Genomic DNA, 16,726 nt, shown 5'->3' on the forward strand with positions numbered 1-16,726 from the left:
CCACAAACCCAAGGAATCCGCGCCATGCGCCTGCTGCTGGTGGAAGACGACCCGATGATCGGTGAAAGCGTGGAGGAAGGCCTGCGCGGTGAAGGCTATGCGGTCGACTGGGTCACCGATGGCCGTCTCGCCGAAACCGCGCTGGCCGCCAACGCGCCCGGCACCTACGACGCCGTGCTGCTCGACCTCGGCCTGCCCGGCCGCTCCGGCGAAGAGGTGCTGCGGCACTTGCGCGCGCGCGGGCTGGCGCTGCCAGTGCTGATCATGACCGCGCGCGACGCCACCGCCGACCGCGTGCGCGGCCTCGATGCCGGCGCCGACGACTACCTGGTCAAGCCGTTCGATCTCGATGAACTGTTTGCCCGCATACGCGCGCTGCTGCGCCGTAGCGCGGGCCGCGTCAGCCCGGAACTGGCGCATGGCCCGGTGCGGCTCGACCCCGCCACGCGCGAGGTACGTTGCGCCGGCGAGATCGTCGCCCTCTCCATGCGCGAGTTCRTGGTGCTGCAGGCGCTCATGGAGCAGCCGGGCCATGTGGTGACCCACGACCGGCTGCGCGAGGCGGTCTACAACATGAACGAAGAAATCAGCAGCAATACGGTGGAAGTGCATATCCACGCCTTGCGCAAGAAGCTCGGCGCGGACTTTATCCGCAATGTGCGCGGGGTCGGCTACAAGCTCGGGAGCCAGGCATGAGGACGAGCATGAAGACAATCCGCGCCCAGCTCCTCGCCGGGCTGATCGGCGCCATGCTCGCCTGCGCCCTGGTGGCCGGCGCCGTCGCCTATTTCAAGGTACGCCGCGAGGCCAACGAAGTCTTCGATGCGCAATTGCAGCAGGCGGCGCGCCTGCTGCCGCCGAACCTGGAACGCAACACCCCGCCGCCGCTGGGCGCGCATGAACTCGATGAGGAGATCGTGGTGCAGGCCTGGGACGCGCAGGGCCGCCAGACCTTCGCCTCGCACCCGGTGGCCTTGCCGCGCGCTGACCTGCCGGGCTTTCACAACCTGCATGCGCTGGACCGCGAATGGCGCACCTATGGCCTGCCCAGCGGCGACCGCTATGTGCAGGCCGCGCAATCGGTGGTGTTTCGCCGCAAGCTCGCGGCCTCGCTCGCGCTCGGTGCGCTGTTGCCGATCCTGGCGCTGGTGCCGGTGCTTGGCGTGCTGATCCACCTGGTGGTCAGGCGCTCCCTGCGTCCGGTGGATGAGATCGCGCACGCGGTCGGCAGCCGCTCGGCCGATTCGCTGGCGCCGCTGGACGAGCGTGGATGGCCGCCCGAGCTGATGCCAGTAGTCGCTGCGCTCAATGCCCTGCTGGCTCGACTGCAGCATGCCATGGACACCCAGCGCGCCTTTGTCGCCGACGCCGCTCACGAACTGCGCACCCCGCTCACCGCCCTCAAGCTGCAATTGCAGCTGGCCCTGCGCGCCGACAGCGAAGACAAGCAAAAACAGGCGCTGGCCAAGCTCGGCGAACGGCTGGACCGCACCACGCATCTGGTCGGGCAGTTGCTGGCGCTGGCGCGCAGCGAGGATGGCACCGCTGCCGCGCAGGCGCCTGTCACCGAAGTCAGCCTGCACGACGTGGCGGTGCAGGTAGTGCGCGATTTGTTGCCGATGGCCGAAGCCAAGGATGTGGACCTGGGCCTGGACGCGCTTGCGCCCGAATGCCGGGTGCGTGGCGTGGCCGGCGATCTCTTTATCCTGCTGCGCAACCTGGCCGACAACGCCGTCCGCTATACCGGCCCGGGCGGCCGGGTCGACCTGCGCATCGAGTGGCGCGGCGATGCGCCCATGCTGGGCGTGAGCGATACCGGGCCGGGCATCACGCAAGTCGAGCGCGACAATGTGTTTCGCCGTTTTCATCGCGGTGCCGCCATCGACGCGCACGGCAGCGGACTGGGCCTGGCGATCGCACAGAGCATTGCCGCGCGCCACGGTGCCACGGTGCTGCTGGAGGATGGCCCCGGGGGCCGCGGGCTGACGGTGGCGGTGGTGTTCCCGCCGGAGCGCGGCGCATGAACCGGCCCGCCCATATTGCCGCCAGCCTTGCCGCCTGCCTGCCGCTGCTGCTGGCGGCCGGCTGCACGCTCTACCGCCCCCAGCCGCTGCCCACGGCGCCGGATTTCGTGGCGGATCCGGCGCATGTGCGGGTCGATGCCGCCAGCATGCCGTTGCCGGCACTGGCCGCGCACCGCTTCGATCCTGCCGGCGGCCTGGATATCACAGACGTCGCCATGCTGGCGGTGGTGAACAATCCCGATCTCAAGATTGCCCGCGCCGGCGCGCACGTGTCCCGGGCGCAGGCCTTTGCTGCCCGCCTGCTGCCCGATCCGCAATTCAACCTGACGCGCGACTTCCCGCTGGTCAGCGGCCCCGGCACGTCGACCGCCTTCAACGCGGCCCTGAGCTACGCGGTGAGCAGCCTGCTCACCTATGGCAGCACGCGGGACGCGGCGCGCAACGACGCGCAGCAGGCCGATCTCAACCTCCTGTGGCAGGAGTGGCAGGTGGTGGCGCAGGCCCGCATCCTCTTTGTCCGCCTCGACGCGGCCGCCCGGCGCATGTCGCTGCTGGCGCGCACCCGCGCGGTGCTGGCCGACCGCTACCAGCGCACCAGCACCGCGCTGGAGCGTGGCCTGCTGACCCTGGATGCGGTCACGCCCAACCTGAGCGCGCTGCAGGATGTCGACAAGCAGATCCACGACCTGGAGCGCCAGGTCAACCAGGCACGGCACGATCTCAACCAGTTGCTCGGCATTGCCCCCACCACCGAGCTGGTGCTCAAGGGCGGCATGGCCCCGGCCGCCGCCGATGCCGCGGCGGTGCGCGCGTTGCTGCCAGCGCTGCCGCGCCGCCGCCCCGACCTGCTTGCGTTACAGGCCGGCTACGCCGCGCAGGATGCGCGCTACCGCGCCGCCATCCTGGGCCAGTTTCCCAGCCTCAACGTGGGTGTGCAGCGTTCGCGCGACACCAGCAACACCAATACCCGCGGCTTCGGCATCACGGTGAGCCTGCCCATCTTCAACGGCAACCGCGGCGAGGTGGCGGTGCAGCAGGCCACCCGCGACAAGCTGCGCACGGAGTACCAGCAGCGCCTCAATGCCAGCAACGCCGAGATCGAGCGCCTGCTGGCCGAGCAGCAGATCAACCAGCGCCAGCTGGCCGAGACCAGCGCCGCGCTGGAGCGCCTGCGGCAGGCCAGCGAGCGCATGCGGGCTGCGTTCGCCGCTCGCAACATCGACGCGCTGGCGCTCGCCACCCTGGAGCTGAGCGTGCTGGCCAAGGAAGTCGAGCGCGCCGACCTGGAGCAGGCCATGCGCGAACAGCAGATCGGCCTGCAAGCCTTGCTCGGTGGCGATCCGCCCGGCGCGGCGCCGGACTGATTCCCACCTCATACTTCGATGCGGCACGCCTGCCGCCCCCGTTCATGCCCCCATTGACCAAACCCTTGATCCTGAGCGCCACGCTCGCGCTGGCAGCCCTGGCCGGCTGGGCCTGGCTGCGCCCGGCCGCGCCGCCGCCCAAGGCCGCCGCCGAGGTGATCGCCAGCGTGTCAACCGTGGCCGCCCGCAGTGCGGCGCTGCCGCTGACCATGACGGTCTTCGGCGAGGTCTCGCCCGGCCGCGCGGAGAGCATCAGCTTTCCCCGCGCCGGGCAGGTGCTGCGCCTGCCGGTGCTGCCGGGGCAGCGCGTGGCCCAGGGCGCGCCGCTGGCCACGCTGGCCAGCGATCCCATGGCCGAGGCCGCCTACCGCCAGGCGCTGGCCGCCTTGACGCTGGCCGAGGGCGAGGCCGCGCGCACCAACGAATTGTTTGCGCTGCAACTGGCCACCGCCGGCCAGGTCCAGGCTGCCGGCAAGGCGGTGGCCGACGCGCGCGCCAATGCCGAGGCGCAGCGCAAGCTGGGCGGCGACGTGGCCAGCGCCGTGGTGACGGCACCGTTCGATGGGGTGGTGCTGGCAGTCAATGTCGCCCAGGGCGAGCGCGTGCAGCCCGGCGCGGCCCTGGTCCGGCTCGGGCGCATCGACAGCCTGCGCGTGGTGCTGGGCATCGAGCCGGCGGAGCGCGCGCGGGTGCATCCCGGTGACGCCGTTGCGCTAGCGCCGCTGCAGGCGCCCGCGACCACCGTCCAGGGCAGCATCGGCGAGTTGCAGGACCTGATCGATCCCAAGACGCAGCTGATCGATGCCGTGGTCACGCTGCCCGCGCGTGCCGCGGCGGATTTCGTACCCGGCATGAAGGTGCGGGCGGAGATCCGCACCGGCGAGCAGCCGGGCTGGGTGGTGCCCAGGCTGGCCGTGCTCGGCGACGCCGCCGGCGCCTATCTCTACCAGGTGCGGCAAGGCACGGCCCACCGGGTGGCGGTGCGCATCCTGGCCGAACAGGGCCAGTGGCTGAGCGTGAGCGGCCCGCTGGACGCCGCGCTGCCGGTGGTGAGCCGAGGCAACTATGAACTGGCCGACGGCATGAAAATACGCCTTGCAGCCGCGGAGCAGGCCCGATGAGCACCGCGCGCTGGGTCCACGGCCATCGCCGCTCCATCCTGTTCCTGGTGGCGCTGCTCGCCATCGCCGGCCTGGTCTCGGCCTTGCGCCTGCCGGTCTCGCTGTTCCCCACGGTGGAGTTTCCGCGCGTGGCGCTGTCGCTCGACGCCGGCGACCGTCCCGCCAGCCAGATGGAACTGGAGGTGACGCGGCCGGTGGAGGAAGCGGTGCGCCGCATCCCGGGCGTGGCCGACGTGCGCTCGCGCACCAGCCGCGGCAGCGCCGAGGTGTCGGTCAACTTCGCCTGGGGCACCGATATGACAGCGGCCACGCTGCAGGTCAGCGCGGCGGTGGGCCAGATCCTGCCGCAATTGCCCACCGGCACGCGCCTGACCACGCGTCGCATGGACCCGACCGTGTTCCCCATCATCGCTTACAGCCTGACCGCCAGCGGGACGTCGCTCATCGCCTTGCGCGACCTGGCGGAGTACCAGTTGCGGCCCCTGCTCACCGGCGTGGCGGGCGTGGCCAGCGTGCAGGTGTCGGGCGGCGCCATCGAGGAGACCCGCGTCAGCGTCGATCCGCGGCGGCTGGAGGCGTATGGATTATCGATGGACGACGTGGGGCGGGCCCTGAGCGCGGCCAATGTGATCAGCGCGGTGGGCCGGCTGGAGGATCACTACAAGCTCTACCTGGTGGTCTCCGACACCCGCTTCAAGGATCTCGACGCGATCCGCCAGACCGTGCTGGCCACCGGCAACAACGGCCTGGTGCGGCTGGCCGACGTGGCCACCGTCGAGCGCGCGACCCGGCCGCAGTGGCTGCGCGTCACCGCCGACGGCAAGGATGCGGTGGTGCTGGCGGTATACCAGCAGCCCGGCAGCAACAGCGTGCAGATCGCGCGCGACATCCGCGCCGCGCTCGACGGCTACACCGCGCAGTTGCCGCGCGACGTCAAGCTGTCGAACTGGTACGACCAGAGCCAGCTGGTGACCGCATCCGCCGCCAGCGTGCGCGACGCCATCCTGATCGGCGTGGCGCTGGCTGCCGTGGTGCTGATGCTGTTCCTGCGCAGCCTGCGCATCACGGTGATCGCCGTGCTGGTGGTGCCGGCGGTGCTGGCCACCACCGTGGTGGTGCTGCAATTGTTCGGCATGAGCTTCAACATCATGACGCTGGGCGGCATGGCGGCCGCGGTGGGCCTGATCATCGACGATGCCATCGTCATGATCGAGCATATCGAGCGGCGCCTGGCCAGCGCCAGCGGCAGCCATGCGGACACGCCCCGCCGGGTGATGCTGGCAGCCATCGAGTTCTTCCGCCCGCTGGCCGGATCGAGCGCCGCCACCCTGATCGTGTTCGCGCCGCTGGCCCTGCTCACCGGCGTCACCGGCGCCTTCTTCAAGGCGCTCTCCATCACCATGGCCTCCGGCCTGGCGATCTCCTTCCTGCTGACCTGGCTGGCGGTGCCGCTGCTGGCGCAATACCTGCTGCGCGAACACCGCGGGGCAGCAGCGCCGGGCCGCTTCACCGCCTGGTGCCACCGCCGCTACGCGCTGTGGCTGGAAGGCGCGCTGGCGCGCCCGTGGCAGGTCTTCGCCGCGATGGCCGTACTGCTGGCCGCTGGCGCGTTCGCCTTCCAGCATGTGGGCTCGGGCTTTATGCCGGCCATGGACGAAGGCGGCTTCGTGCTGGACTATCGCTCGCAGCCAGGCACGGCGCTGTCGGAAACCGACCGGCTGCTGCGCCAGGTGGAGGGCATCCTGGCGGCCACGCCCGAGGTCGAGACCTATTCGCGCCGCACCGGCACCGGCCTGGGCGGCGGGCTGTCGGAGACCAACCAGGGCGACTTCTTTGTCCGGCTCAAGAACGGACCGCGCAGGCCGGTCGACCAGGTCATGCAGGACGTACGCGGGCGCATCGAGCATGAGGTGCCCGGGCTGAGCGTGGAGCTGGCGCAGTTGATGGAGGACCTGATCGGCGACCTGACGGCGGTGCCACAGCCGGTGGAGGTCAAGCTGTTCGCCCAGGACGCCGCCACGCTGCCGGCGCTGGCCGGCCGGGTGGCCGCCAGCATCGGCAAGATCGATGGCGTGGTCGACGTCAAGAACGGCATCAATCCCGCCGGCGACGCCATCAATGTGCGGGTCAACCGGGTCAAGGCGGCCGTGGAAGGCCTCGACCCGGACGCCATCACGCGTGCGCTGCAGGCCTACCTGGCCGGCACCGTCACCACCTCCGTCGCGCAAGGCCCGAAGATGGTGGACGTGCGGCTCTGGACCCCGCCCGCACTGCGCGCCACCGACGCCAGCCTGAGCGATCTGCCCCTGCGCGCGCCGGACGGCCACCTGGTGCCGCTGCGGCGAGTGGCCACGCTGGAACCGATCAGCGGCCAGGCCCAGATCACCCGCGAGAATCTCAAGCAGATGGTAGCGGTGACCGCGCGTATCGAAGGCCGCGACCTGGGCTCCGTGATTGCCGACGTGAAGACGGCGCTGGCACGGCCCGGCGCGCTGCCGCCCGGCAGCTATTACACGCTGGGCGGCCTCTACCAGCAACAGCAGATTGCCTTCCACGGCTTGATGATGGTGTTCGCTGCCGCCACCGCGCTGGTCTACCTGCTGCTACTCTTCCTGTATGAGAGTTTCCGCCTGGCCAGCGCCATCCTGTGCGTGTCGCTGCTGTCGGTGTCGGCGGTCTTCATCGGGCTGTGGGTCACCGGCACGGAACTGAATATCTCCGCCATGATGGGCATGACCATGATCATCGGCATCGTCACCGAAGTGGCGATCTTCTATTTCTCCGAGCAGCGCACGCTCGCCGGCGACGGCGCGCCCACGCGCGAAAGCCTGGCGCACAGCCTGGCCGAGGCCGGCAAGCAGCGCATGCGGCCGATCGCCATGACCACGCTCGCCGCCATCCTGACCCTGCTGCCGCTGGCCCTGGCGCTGGGCCAGGGCTCCGAGATGCAGCAGCCGCTGGCCATCGCCATCATCGCCGGCCTGCTGGTGCAACTGCCGCTGGTGCTGCTGCTGATGCCGGTGCTGTATGCGCTGATGCACCGCAAGGCAGCGCATGGCTGAACGCCGCCCCGTTCGATTTCATCCGCCTGGAGATCCGATGCCTGTCTCATCCGACGCCCGACGCCCCGCGTTATCCGACCGCATGGTTGCCGGCCTGCCGCTGTCCGTGTGGCTGCTTGCCGGGCTGCTGGTCCTGCTGGTCTGGTTCGGCACCCTGGATGCCCGCCACCTGCTCAGTTCCGACGAAGGCCGCTATGCCGAAATCTCCCGCGAAATGTTCGCCAGCGGCGACTGGGTCACGATCCGCTACAACGCGCTCAAGTACTTCGAGAAACCGCCCTTCCATATGTGGGCGACGGCCATCGCCTACACGCTGTTTGGCGTGGGCGAGTGGCAGGCCCGCCTCTGCGTGGCGCTGTCCGGCATGGCCGGCCTGCTGGTCTCGGCGCTGGCGGCAACCCGCTGGTACGGCATCCGCGCCGGCCTGCTGACCGGCCTGGTGCTGGTGGCCGCACCGATGTGGAGCGTCGCCGCGCACTTCAATTCGCTGGACATGACCTTGTCCGGCGCCATGGCCTGCGTGCTGGCCTTCATGCTGCTGGCCCAGCATCCGGCCGCCACGCCGGCCGCGCGCCGCTACTGGATGTGGGCCTGCTGGGTGGCGATGGGCGTGGCGATCCTGAGCAAGGGCCTGGTGGGCATCGCCCTGCCGGGGCTGGTGCTGGTGATCTATACATTGATCTCGCGCGATTTCGGCCTGTGGCGCCGCTTGCACCTGGTCTCCGGCATCGTGCTGATGCTGATCGTCACGGTGCCCTGGTTCTGGCTGGTGACCGAGCGCAATCCCGAATTTCCGAACTTCTTCTTTATCCACGAGCACTGGCAGCGCTACACCTCGAAGGTGCATTCGCGCGGGGGACCGCTGTGGTACTTCGTGCCCTTGCTGGTGGCGGGCTTCGTGCCCTGGCTGGGCCTGGCGCCGCGCATGTGGCAGGTGATCCGCGACGATGGCGCCGCGGCGCGCGCGGCGGCCGGCAGGCCATTCCAACCGTTCCGACCATTCCGGCCGGCGCTGCTGCTGGCTGTCTGGGCCAGCGCCATCTTTGTCTTCTTCAGCCTGTCCGACTCCAAGCTGCCCGGCTACATCGTGCCCATCTTCCCGGCGCTGGGCATGCTGGCGGCGGTCGCGCTGGAACGCATCGACGAGCGAGGCTGGAAACGCCAGCTCAACGGCATGCTGGCTATCATGGCGATCGGCTTGCTGGCCAGCCCGGTGGTGGCCACGCTGCATTCCAACCACACGCCGAATGCCGCATATCGCGTGTACGCCGTGTGGGTGGCCGTCGCCTTCGTGCTGATGCTGGCGGGCTTGTGGCTGGCGCGCCGGCTGCTGCGCACCCACGGCCTGATGCCGAGCATCGTGGCCTATGCGCTGTCCCTGTTCATCGGCTTCACCGCCGCGCTGCTGGGACACGAATCGATCGGCGGCCCGGCCTCGGGCGCCAGCCTGGTGCCGGACATCCAGCCGGTGCTCAAGGCGGACATGCCGCTTTACGGGGTGCGCATGCTCGACCACACGCTGCCTTTCTACCTGGGCCATCCGCTGGTGATGGTGGAACACCCCGACGAGCTGGAGTTTGGCACCACCCAGGAGCCGGGGAAATGGCTGCCTACGCTCGACGCCTTCCTAGCCCGCTGGCGTGCGGCCACGCCAGCGATGGCCGTGATGTCGCCCGACACCTATCGCGAGCTGACGGCGCGGGGGGTGCCCATGCACGTGGTCGCGCAGGATCTGCGGCGTGTCGTGGCCGCGAATTTCCAGCCGGCTTCCTCGCCGCGCCCCTGAGCGGGGCAAATCCACGACAAGCGGCGCCGTGATGGCGCCCGCATCCAGCTTTTGAATCTGGCGCATGCGCGCTCAATCGCGGCCCGCCGCCCTGCGCAGCCCCACCGCGCGGTGGACCCAGAACAGCGCTCCGACCACAATCCCGCCGCTCCAGTGCAGCCATTCTGTCAGGCTGCGCAGGCTTTCGCCATTGAAGTAATAGAGGCCGAAGCCGGTCACCAGCAACAATCCGACAACGGCGCCGAACAACCCGCCGGCAAGGCGATTCTGGCCCTGGATCCAGCAAGACCGGATGTGTTCCGACCACATGATGCCCAGCAGGAACGTCACATAGAACGCTGCCGCCCCGTGGACTTTCATGCTCCAGGCTTGCCACGGCGCCGTCGATTCGGGATCGAGCCCCAGGAAGTGCACCAGCAACCACACCAGGCCAGTACCCAGCAGCAGCGCGAACGCAGCGTACAAGGCGAGGCGCCGCTGTCGGCTGATACGCGAAGTCCGGCGCTGCCTGCGGGCGGAAACATGGGGATTGGACATCGGGCGGAATGGCATGGAAAAGGGCTAGCAGTCGTCTCTTTCGTCTGGCCTTCCGTCGCGATAAAGCAGCGTACGGGCGCCATATCGGGCCAGCATGGGGTGATGCGGCGCACCGCAGACCAATACCACTTTGGTCAGTGCGTCGGCAAGCGTACACGAAGGCGCCAGCACACTGGCGCCAGCGCCTGCCGGCAGGATGGAAGAGGCACGCCGGTCGCCGATGCGCGGCGGCGTATCCGGGCCCGGACGCAGGCCGCCTACGCTGGAGCTGGCCAGTGCCGCATTATCGAGCTGCCAGAGCATCGCCGTACGGGCCGGCGCACCCGGCTCGCGCAGCGCCACCACGGCGGGCGCCGTGCCGGTGTGACGCATATCGCCGCCCGCGTTGACAAGGGCATGGTCGATGTCGAATCCGGCCATGGCCTGCGCCGCGCGATCCACCGCGTACCCCTTGGCAATGCCGCCCAGATTCACGCACAGCGGCCTTGTCTTGCGTATCGTCGTCCCTTCAATGATCCACGCTGGCTCCCGGCAAGGCGGCGCCTCGCCCCACGCGCAATCGAACGCCCCCTCGCTCTCCACTTGCAGCCGGGCCGCGAGGGCAAGCACCGCGAGCGTGCAGGCGTCCATCTCGATCGGCTGGTCCACCGCGGCCGCATTGAACCGGCCGATATCGCTGTCCGCTTCATGGCAGTTCATCAGGCGATGCACCTGTTCCACCTGCGCGAAGGCTGCGCGCACCGCCTCCTTGGCCGCGGTGCCGCGCACCCGAATCTCCACCAGCGTGCCAAGAAGCGGGCGCGCGCGGCGGCATAGGGTGGAATGGGCGGCAAGGCTCACGGCATTGTCTGCGATTGTCAGCCCTTCACCAACGCCATCTGCGCCATCACCACAATGCGCCGGATGCCGTCGGTGATATGCGTGCACGACAGCGTGGCGCCGCTGATGTTGTCGATATCGTCGCCGATATGCAAGCTGGCTCGCGCGGACTTGCCGGTGAACTGGCTGCGCCATGGCTTGTTGCGCACCTCGTAGCCGTGGCTCTCGCGATAGGCCAGGATCTCCACATCGCGAATCTCGCCCGCCGGGCTCAGGGCAATCGCATAGTTGATCAGCTCGAACTTGCCGATCACGGCGTCGGCCACGACGAAGCCAAGAACATGGCTTCCCTGCCGCGCCTCCCAGACCCGCCAGGCGCTCATCCGGGGCGGCCCGCCGGCGCGCTCCGCGAGCTGCCTGAGCTGGTCCGGATTCAAGGCGACCATCAGCGGCGCGAACTCGGTGGCGTCGGCGAACATCAGTTTCTGGCTCTCGGCCACGCTCATGTACTCCGCCGCGTGCACCCGGGTGACGACCAAGCCCGCGGACGCGGCCGCCGCGGCGCAGATCAGGACGATGGGAACGGCACGGTAATGCATCGATTCTTCCTATTCTTCCTTCTTCCTACTTCCTACTTCCTTCTTCCTGCTTCCCGGCGAGCCCCGCTCGCCTAGAAATAGACGCCCAGCCCCAGGTCGAACCGGCTGAAGTCGCGATTGACGCGGAAGCGCTGATAGTCAACCTTGAACACCACGTTCGGGTTCAGGTAGAAATTCAGGCCTGCCGTCCACACTGTATCGTACGGTTTGGGGAACCCCGCCGGCTGCGCCGAGAAGCCGGGGGCGATGCCTTCGTACCTGGCCCCCATGTTGTAGCGCTCGAAGCGCCCAAACGGCACGGCGCGATAGCTGCCGTGTTGCCACACGCTGTAGGCAGCCTGCAGATACCAGCCATAGAAGGACGCCGGCATCGGGTTCGCGGTGCCCGGGAACTGCGCGTTGACCTGGGCGGTATTGCTGATATAGCCCTGCGCATAGAGTGCCGACAAGTCCCACTTGCCGGGCGTCCAGCGCGCATGGGTTTCCCACAAGGTCGAGCGCTGGCTGCTCGCGCCGGCCGCCGGATTGGCGTTGCCGGTGAATACCGAGGCGCCCGCCAGCAAGCCGGGCACGCCGCGATAGTTCAGCGAGAGATACTGCGAGGCGTTCTTCGCATTGGCCAGGGCCAATTCCTGGTGGGTCGCCTGCATCGGCGCCACGCCATTGATCTGCAGTTCCAGCGCGGAATTGTAGAGTGGCGTCTGCGTCGTGAAATTCCACTTGGAGAGGTCCAGCCCGGTGGTCACGCCGGCGTTCCATTCGAGTCCGATATCCGTATTGCCGTGCAGGGCAAAACCGCCTTCGCGCCAGGTGCTCGGGATGATCAGGGTCTCGATGAAGTTGCGATAGACGCCATAGTAGGCGGTGGGCTCGTGATGCTCGTTGATCAGGCCGACCGGCATCAGGAACAAGCCGGCAGTCATGCCGACCTTGGGGGTGAACATGTGGTCGACGTAGAACTGCTCCACCTCGAACTCGCCGGGATCGGAGGAGGACGCGATGGCGTGCTCGACCTCGAACTCGGAGGCAAAGCGGGTTTTCTCGTCGAAGCGGTAGCCGAAACCGAAGACAGCGCGGCCCAGGTCGGCACGGGTGTCGTTGGTGTTGCGGGTCGGGCGCGCATAGTTGATCTCACCGTAGCCGAACACGCTCAGGTTATCCAGTGGCGATGGCTTGGCGGCGACCTGCTGCAGGTTTTCCTGCGAAGCCTGCAGTTGCGCGACCTGGGCGGTCTGGTCGGCCTGCTGCCTGGCCTGGGTCTGCTGCTGCGTCGCCAGCGCGGTGTTCTGCGCCTTCATGGCCTGCAGTTCGGCCTTGAGCGCCTCCAGTTGTCCCGCCATGTCGTCGATCTTGCGTTCGAGCTGCTGCACCACCGCGGGACTGACGTTGGGCGGCGCGCCGAGCGCAGGCGTACCCACCACGGCGAGCACAGCCGCGGCAAACATCGTTTTTTTAGTGTGCATGGCGTTTTCTTATTGTCGTATCCCGTGACGCATGAAGGACGAAGGATGCTAAAAAGTGCCAGATACAGCGCATGGCGCGCGAATCAATAATACGAACGATTTGCGTTACGGATTATAGGAAGGCAACGGAGACTCCGATAGTGCGCTTGCGCACATTTGCAACGCCAGATCGAAAGTGTTGCTTCATTGCATCGGGCCAAGGAAAAACCCGGCAGATCTGATAAACGACGCCTATGCCAGAAACATCAAGAGACATACAGACATATGGACATGCCATCAATGTCATGAATGTGTTCAACAAAGGACACGTATGGACGTATCAACCGTTATCCCTGACAGACATTCCAATCCGGTGGAAGAGGCGTAAGCGGCGGGAAGCGGAGGGCCAGCGCGAATGCCTCGAATTCGGCACGCGCCACGGATTCACCCTGCCGGCTCGAATGAAAATCAAAACAATAAGCAATTGCAATTAGAATTGAATTTATTATCTTGATTTTCAAAACAATCAAATTATTATTTGAATTGCCCCGTTAAATCCTGAGGACCATGTAATTGGGAATCAATATCATGAAAAGCGACAAGAAGGTTATTCAGCTTCTCAATGGTCAGCTAAAGCATGAACTGACGGCAATTAACCAATACTTCCTGCACGCGCGCATGTACAGGCATTGGGGCCTGAGCGCGCTGGGCAAGCACGAGTACGACGAATCGATCGAAGAGATGAAGCATGCGGACAAGCTGATCGAACGCATCCTGATGCTCGATGGGCTGCCAAACCTGCAGGATCTCGACAAACTGCTGCTGGGAGAGAACACCGAGGAAATGCTGGGCTGCGACCTGAAGCTCGAGCTGGTTTCGCAAGCCAGCTCCAAGGAAGCCATCAAGTACTTCGAATCCGTCGGCGATTATGTTTCGCGTGAGATAGTTGTCGAGATTCTCGATGACACCGAAGAGCACATCGACTGGCTCCAGACGCAAATAGAGTTGGTCAAAAAGGTCGGCCTGCAGAACTATCTGCAATCCGCGATGGGGTCTCCCTCCTGATTCCAGCCGCCGGAGCCAACGGCGGACGAGGTGCCACCGGTGCGCGCCATCCTGACCAATACGATCAGCGGTGGCGTCGGTCCGTTTGCAGTGGGCTGGATCAACGAGCGCCTCGCCGATCCCGCGTCCTGCTCGCCGGCACGGTGTTGCACCACGCCGTCACGCATGCGACGGCGGTCATGCCGCAGGCCCGTGCACCGCACCTACCGTTTCGGTCCTCCGCCTGCTCAATGGGCGCCAGCGGGCAGGCGTGGCAATGTGAGTCAAGCGTAACCCGCAGTGCTGCTCCAGTCGGGGCCAGCGTGCGTTGAGGATATCGTTTTCCTCGTATGGCAAAACTTAGACTTCCGCGGTTCCGCGCGATCTGCCGTGCCCGCGTACATCGACACCTTGCCGCTGTCGAGTCTTGGAAAAGCCATTGACTTCCTGTTCTCTTCCCATTACATTGGAAAACGTTTTCCTTTTTCGAGGCGCGCGTGCAGTGACGGTGATGAGACGGCCTCCAGGATGCCGTCCAGATTCGGGGTTGCGGTGGAGTTTTGGCGATCCGCACCGCGATGCCATGCCATGAGCGGTCGCCGAGCCTGTTACGGCGCCGTTGCTCGACTGACCGCTGCCGACTTGTTAACCATTTCTATCGACTCTTCAATGAATAGATTCTCAATCAAGGCTCGATTGATTGCGCTCTCTGCCGGGCTGCTCGTCCTTCTCGCGCTTTCGTCCGGCATCGGCATACTGCAATTGAGAGAGGCGAACATGTTGATGAAGTCGATGTATGCCGATCGCGTCGTAAGCCTTGGGGAATTGAAGGCCGTGAAGGACGCGTACGGTGCCGGCGTCGGTGGGAGCGCCCACAAGGTTCACGACGGGCAGATCGATGCTGCGGAAGCGATCCGCAGAATCACGACGGCGCAGTCTCAGATTGCGACAGCATGGGCCGCGTATCGGACCACCTTGCTGACCGGCCGGGAAGCCGCGCTGGTTGAGCAGGTGGGGCCCATGATCCATCGCGCCGATGCGGCCACCGCTCGCCTTGTCGAATTGCTGCGCGCCAACGAAACGGCTGGTGTCCGGGCATTCGTCGCGACGGAGATCGGGGCCGTGCTCGATCCGCTCTCGCCAAAGTTGGCCGAACTCGCGCAGTTGCAAATCGACGTGGCGGCAGAGACGTACGCGAAGTCTCAGGCGACCTACCAGCGGGTGCTGTGGTTCGGCGTGGCGGGTACTGCCCTGGTACTCCTGCTTGTGTCAGCCGCCTGCTGGGCGTTCGTCCGGTCGATCACCACGCCGCTCGGCAAGGCGGTCGGGTTCGTGGATACGGTTGCGTCCGGCGATCTGTCATCGCACATCGAGGTGACGGGCCACGATGAAACCGCGCAACTGCTTGCCGGTCTTGCGCGCATGAAAGTCAACCTGCTGAAGACCGTGCGCGACGTGCGCAGCGGCAGCGAAGCCGTGGTATCCGCGTCCAGGGAGATCGCCGCCGGCAACATGGATCTGTCGTCGCGCACCGAGCAGCAGGCTGCTTCGTTGGAGCAGACGGCGGCGAGCATGGATGAACTCTCGGGCACCGTGCAACAGAACGCAGAAAACGCGCGCCAGGGAAGCCTGCTCGCGCAGCAGGCGTCCAGCATTGCGCAGCGCGGGGATGTGATGGTCAGGCGCGTCGTCGGCACAATGGGCGAGATCAGTGACAGTTCCGCAAAAATTGGAGAGATCACCTCCATCATCGACGGCATTGCGTTCCAGACCAACATTCTTGCGTTGAATGCGTCGGTCGAGGCGGCCCGCGCGGGAGACCTCGGGCGCGGCTTCGCGGTCGTTGCCGGCGAGGTGCGCTCCCTGGCGCAGCGCTCCGCGGACGCCGCCAAGGAGATTCGCGGATTGATCGAAACGTCGGTGGTGCGCGTGAATGCCGGTGCTGAACTCGTCGGCGCGGCGGGCGACACGATGCAGGAGATCGTCGCCGCCGTGTCGCGCGTCAACAGCATCATGGACGAGATCTCATCCGCGTCGAACGAGCAGAGCAAGGGCATCGGCCAGATCGCGCAGGCCGTCGCGCAGATGGACACTGTCACCCAGCAGAACGCCGCGCTGGTCGAAGAGGCCGCGGCGGCCGCCGAATCCTTGGAGGATCAGGCGGTGCGGCTTGAGGCCGCCGTCTCGGTGTTCAGGCTGGAACGCTGAGCGGCTGTCACGCATGGCGGGAGCAACGGCAGCGCCGGGGAAATGGAACACGCTCACGCGGCGCTGCAACCCGCCCACTGCGTGCCACCGCACTGGCCGATATCAAGGCCAGGCCGGCTATTTACTTATCAAAGCCCTCTGTCATGGCGCCAACTCCCGGTTCGGACTCAAATCTCATTGATTGCCACTCTTCCGGTAGAAACATGCACGCTGAACTCGGCCTGAGCGAACGTCAACGTGAAGTACTTGCAATGCTGTTGGACGGCGGAAGCAACAAGCACATCGCCAGGCGCTTGGGGATAACGGAGAACGCCGCCAAGGGGGATGTGTCTACAATCCTCAAGCGCCTTGGCGTACCAAGCCGGATATATGTCATCGCGCGACTGAGAGAGTGCCCGGCGAACCCGGATCTTCAGGGTGAAGCGCCCTACGCCTATGTGAAGGTCCCAGAGGCTCAACTGCATGGATCAACGCAAATGGACCAGTTCACGCCGGCAGACCTCGCGCTGACCCTGCGCCAAGGTACAGTGCTGGCGCTTCTGCTGGAAGGCCATTCCAACATGGCCATTGCTCAGCGGCTTGGCCTTGCTGAGCACACCGTAAAGGAATACGTGTCGACAATCTTCAGAAAACTCGGTGTGCGCAGACGAGCGGAGGCGTTGGCTAAAATGCGGCACTCATTCCGGGCGTCGCAATAGCGCGATAGCGCGATCGGGGAGT

The 16,726-nt window shown here is 66.5% G+C and carries 13 protein-coding genes; 9 read left to right on the plus strand and 4 right to left on the minus strand.

Translation table 11 applies throughout. The features are described 5' to 3' along the window. The first annotated feature begins 24 nt into the window (after positions 1–24). The 6 genes from AC1DQ3_RS31300 to AC1DQ3_RS31325 are packed head-to-tail and all read left to right on the plus strand — an operon-like array spanning position 25 to position 9,357. Positions 25–696 carry a response regulator gene (locus AC1DQ3_RS31300; protein WP_477124002.1) on the plus strand — a complete coding sequence of 224 codons (672 nt, stop codon included), beginning with the start codon at positions 25–27 and terminating at the stop codon, positions 694–696. Positions 697–704: 8 nt separating this feature from the next. Continuing rightward, a complete protein-coding gene (locus AC1DQ3_RS31305) occupies positions 705–2,024 on the plus strand; it encodes an ATP-binding protein (protein ID WP_477124003.1) in 1,320 nt (439 codons plus the stop codon). Further along, positions 2,021–3,388: a TolC family protein gene (locus AC1DQ3_RS31310; protein WP_477124004.1), complete on the plus strand. Its 1,368-nt coding sequence runs from the start codon at positions 2,021–2,023 to the stop codon at positions 3,386–3,388. Before AC1DQ3_RS31305 ends, AC1DQ3_RS31310 begins: the two co-directional genes overlap by 4 nt. Before the next feature lie 44 nt (positions 3,389–3,432). Continuing rightward, complete coding sequence (locus tag AC1DQ3_RS31315) at positions 3,433–4,509, plus strand: efflux RND transporter periplasmic adaptor subunit (RefSeq protein ID WP_477124005.1); 1,077 nt, start codon at positions 3,433–3,435, stop codon at positions 4,507–4,509. After that, on the plus strand, positions 4,506–7,571 hold the full coding sequence (locus tag AC1DQ3_RS31320; RefSeq protein WP_477124006.1) for an efflux RND transporter permease subunit: 3,066 nt from the start codon (positions 4,506–4,508) through the stop codon (positions 7,569–7,571). The genes AC1DQ3_RS31315 and AC1DQ3_RS31320 overlap by 4 nt, the downstream gene beginning before the upstream one ends. A gap of 37 nt (positions 7,572–7,608) precedes the next feature. Beyond that, on the plus strand, positions 7,609–9,357 hold the full coding sequence (locus AC1DQ3_RS31325; protein ID WP_477124007.1) for a glycosyltransferase family 39 protein: 1,749 nt from the start codon (positions 7,609–7,611) through the stop codon (positions 9,355–9,357). 72 nt (positions 9,358–9,429) lie between these two features. Here AC1DQ3_RS31325 and AC1DQ3_RS31330 read toward each other — a convergent pair whose 3' ends face one another. The 4 genes from AC1DQ3_RS31330 to AC1DQ3_RS31345 all read right to left on the minus strand — a co-directional run bounded on the left by AC1DQ3_RS31330 (position 9,430) and on the right by AC1DQ3_RS31345 (position 12,775). Beyond that, positions 9,430–9,822, minus strand: coding sequence for a hypothetical protein (locus tag AC1DQ3_RS31330; protein WP_477124008.1), 393 nt, complete (start codon positions 9,820–9,822; stop codon positions 9,430–9,432). A 96-nt stretch (positions 9,823–9,918) separates the two neighbouring features. After that, positions 9,919–10,734 carry an FAD:protein FMN transferase gene (locus tag AC1DQ3_RS31335; RefSeq protein ID WP_477124009.1) on the minus strand — a complete coding sequence of 272 codons (816 nt, stop codon included), beginning with the start codon at positions 10,732–10,734 and terminating at the stop codon, positions 9,919–9,921. Positions 10,735–10,751: 17 nt separating this feature from the next. Continuing rightward, positions 10,752–11,312: an FMN-binding protein gene (locus AC1DQ3_RS31340; RefSeq protein WP_477124010.1), complete on the minus strand. Its 561-nt coding sequence runs from the start codon at positions 11,310–11,312 to the stop codon at positions 10,752–10,754. A 71-nt stretch (positions 11,313–11,383) separates the two neighbouring features. Further along, positions 11,384–12,775, minus strand: coding sequence for a porin (locus tag AC1DQ3_RS31345; protein ID WP_477124011.1), 1,392 nt, complete (start codon positions 12,773–12,775; stop codon positions 11,384–11,386). Positions 12,776–13,342: 567 nt separating this feature from the next. On the opposite strand from AC1DQ3_RS31345, the gene bfr reads away from it, so the two are divergent. From bfr to AC1DQ3_RS31360, 3 genes are all read left to right on the plus strand, one after another. After that, positions 13,343–13,819, plus strand: coding sequence for a bacterioferritin (gene bfr / locus AC1DQ3_RS31350; protein ID WP_477124012.1), 477 nt, complete (start codon positions 13,343–13,345; stop codon positions 13,817–13,819). 648 nt (positions 13,820–14,467) lie between these two features. Beyond that, the gene (locus AC1DQ3_RS31355; protein ID WP_477124013.1) at positions 14,468–16,006 is read left to right on the plus strand and encodes a methyl-accepting chemotaxis protein; all 1,539 of its coding nucleotides are present in this window, start codon (positions 14,468–14,470) and stop codon (positions 16,004–16,006) included. A gap of 203 nt (positions 16,007–16,209) precedes the next feature. After that, positions 16,210–16,704 (plus strand): LuxR C-terminal-related transcriptional regulator, encoded by a 495-nt coding sequence (locus tag AC1DQ3_RS31360; RefSeq protein WP_477124014.1) that lies wholly within the window; start codon positions 16,210–16,212, stop codon positions 16,702–16,704. Positions 16,705–16,726: the final 22 nt, after the last annotated feature.

This window comes from Cupriavidus sp. 01T418 (genome assembly GCF_056398885.1).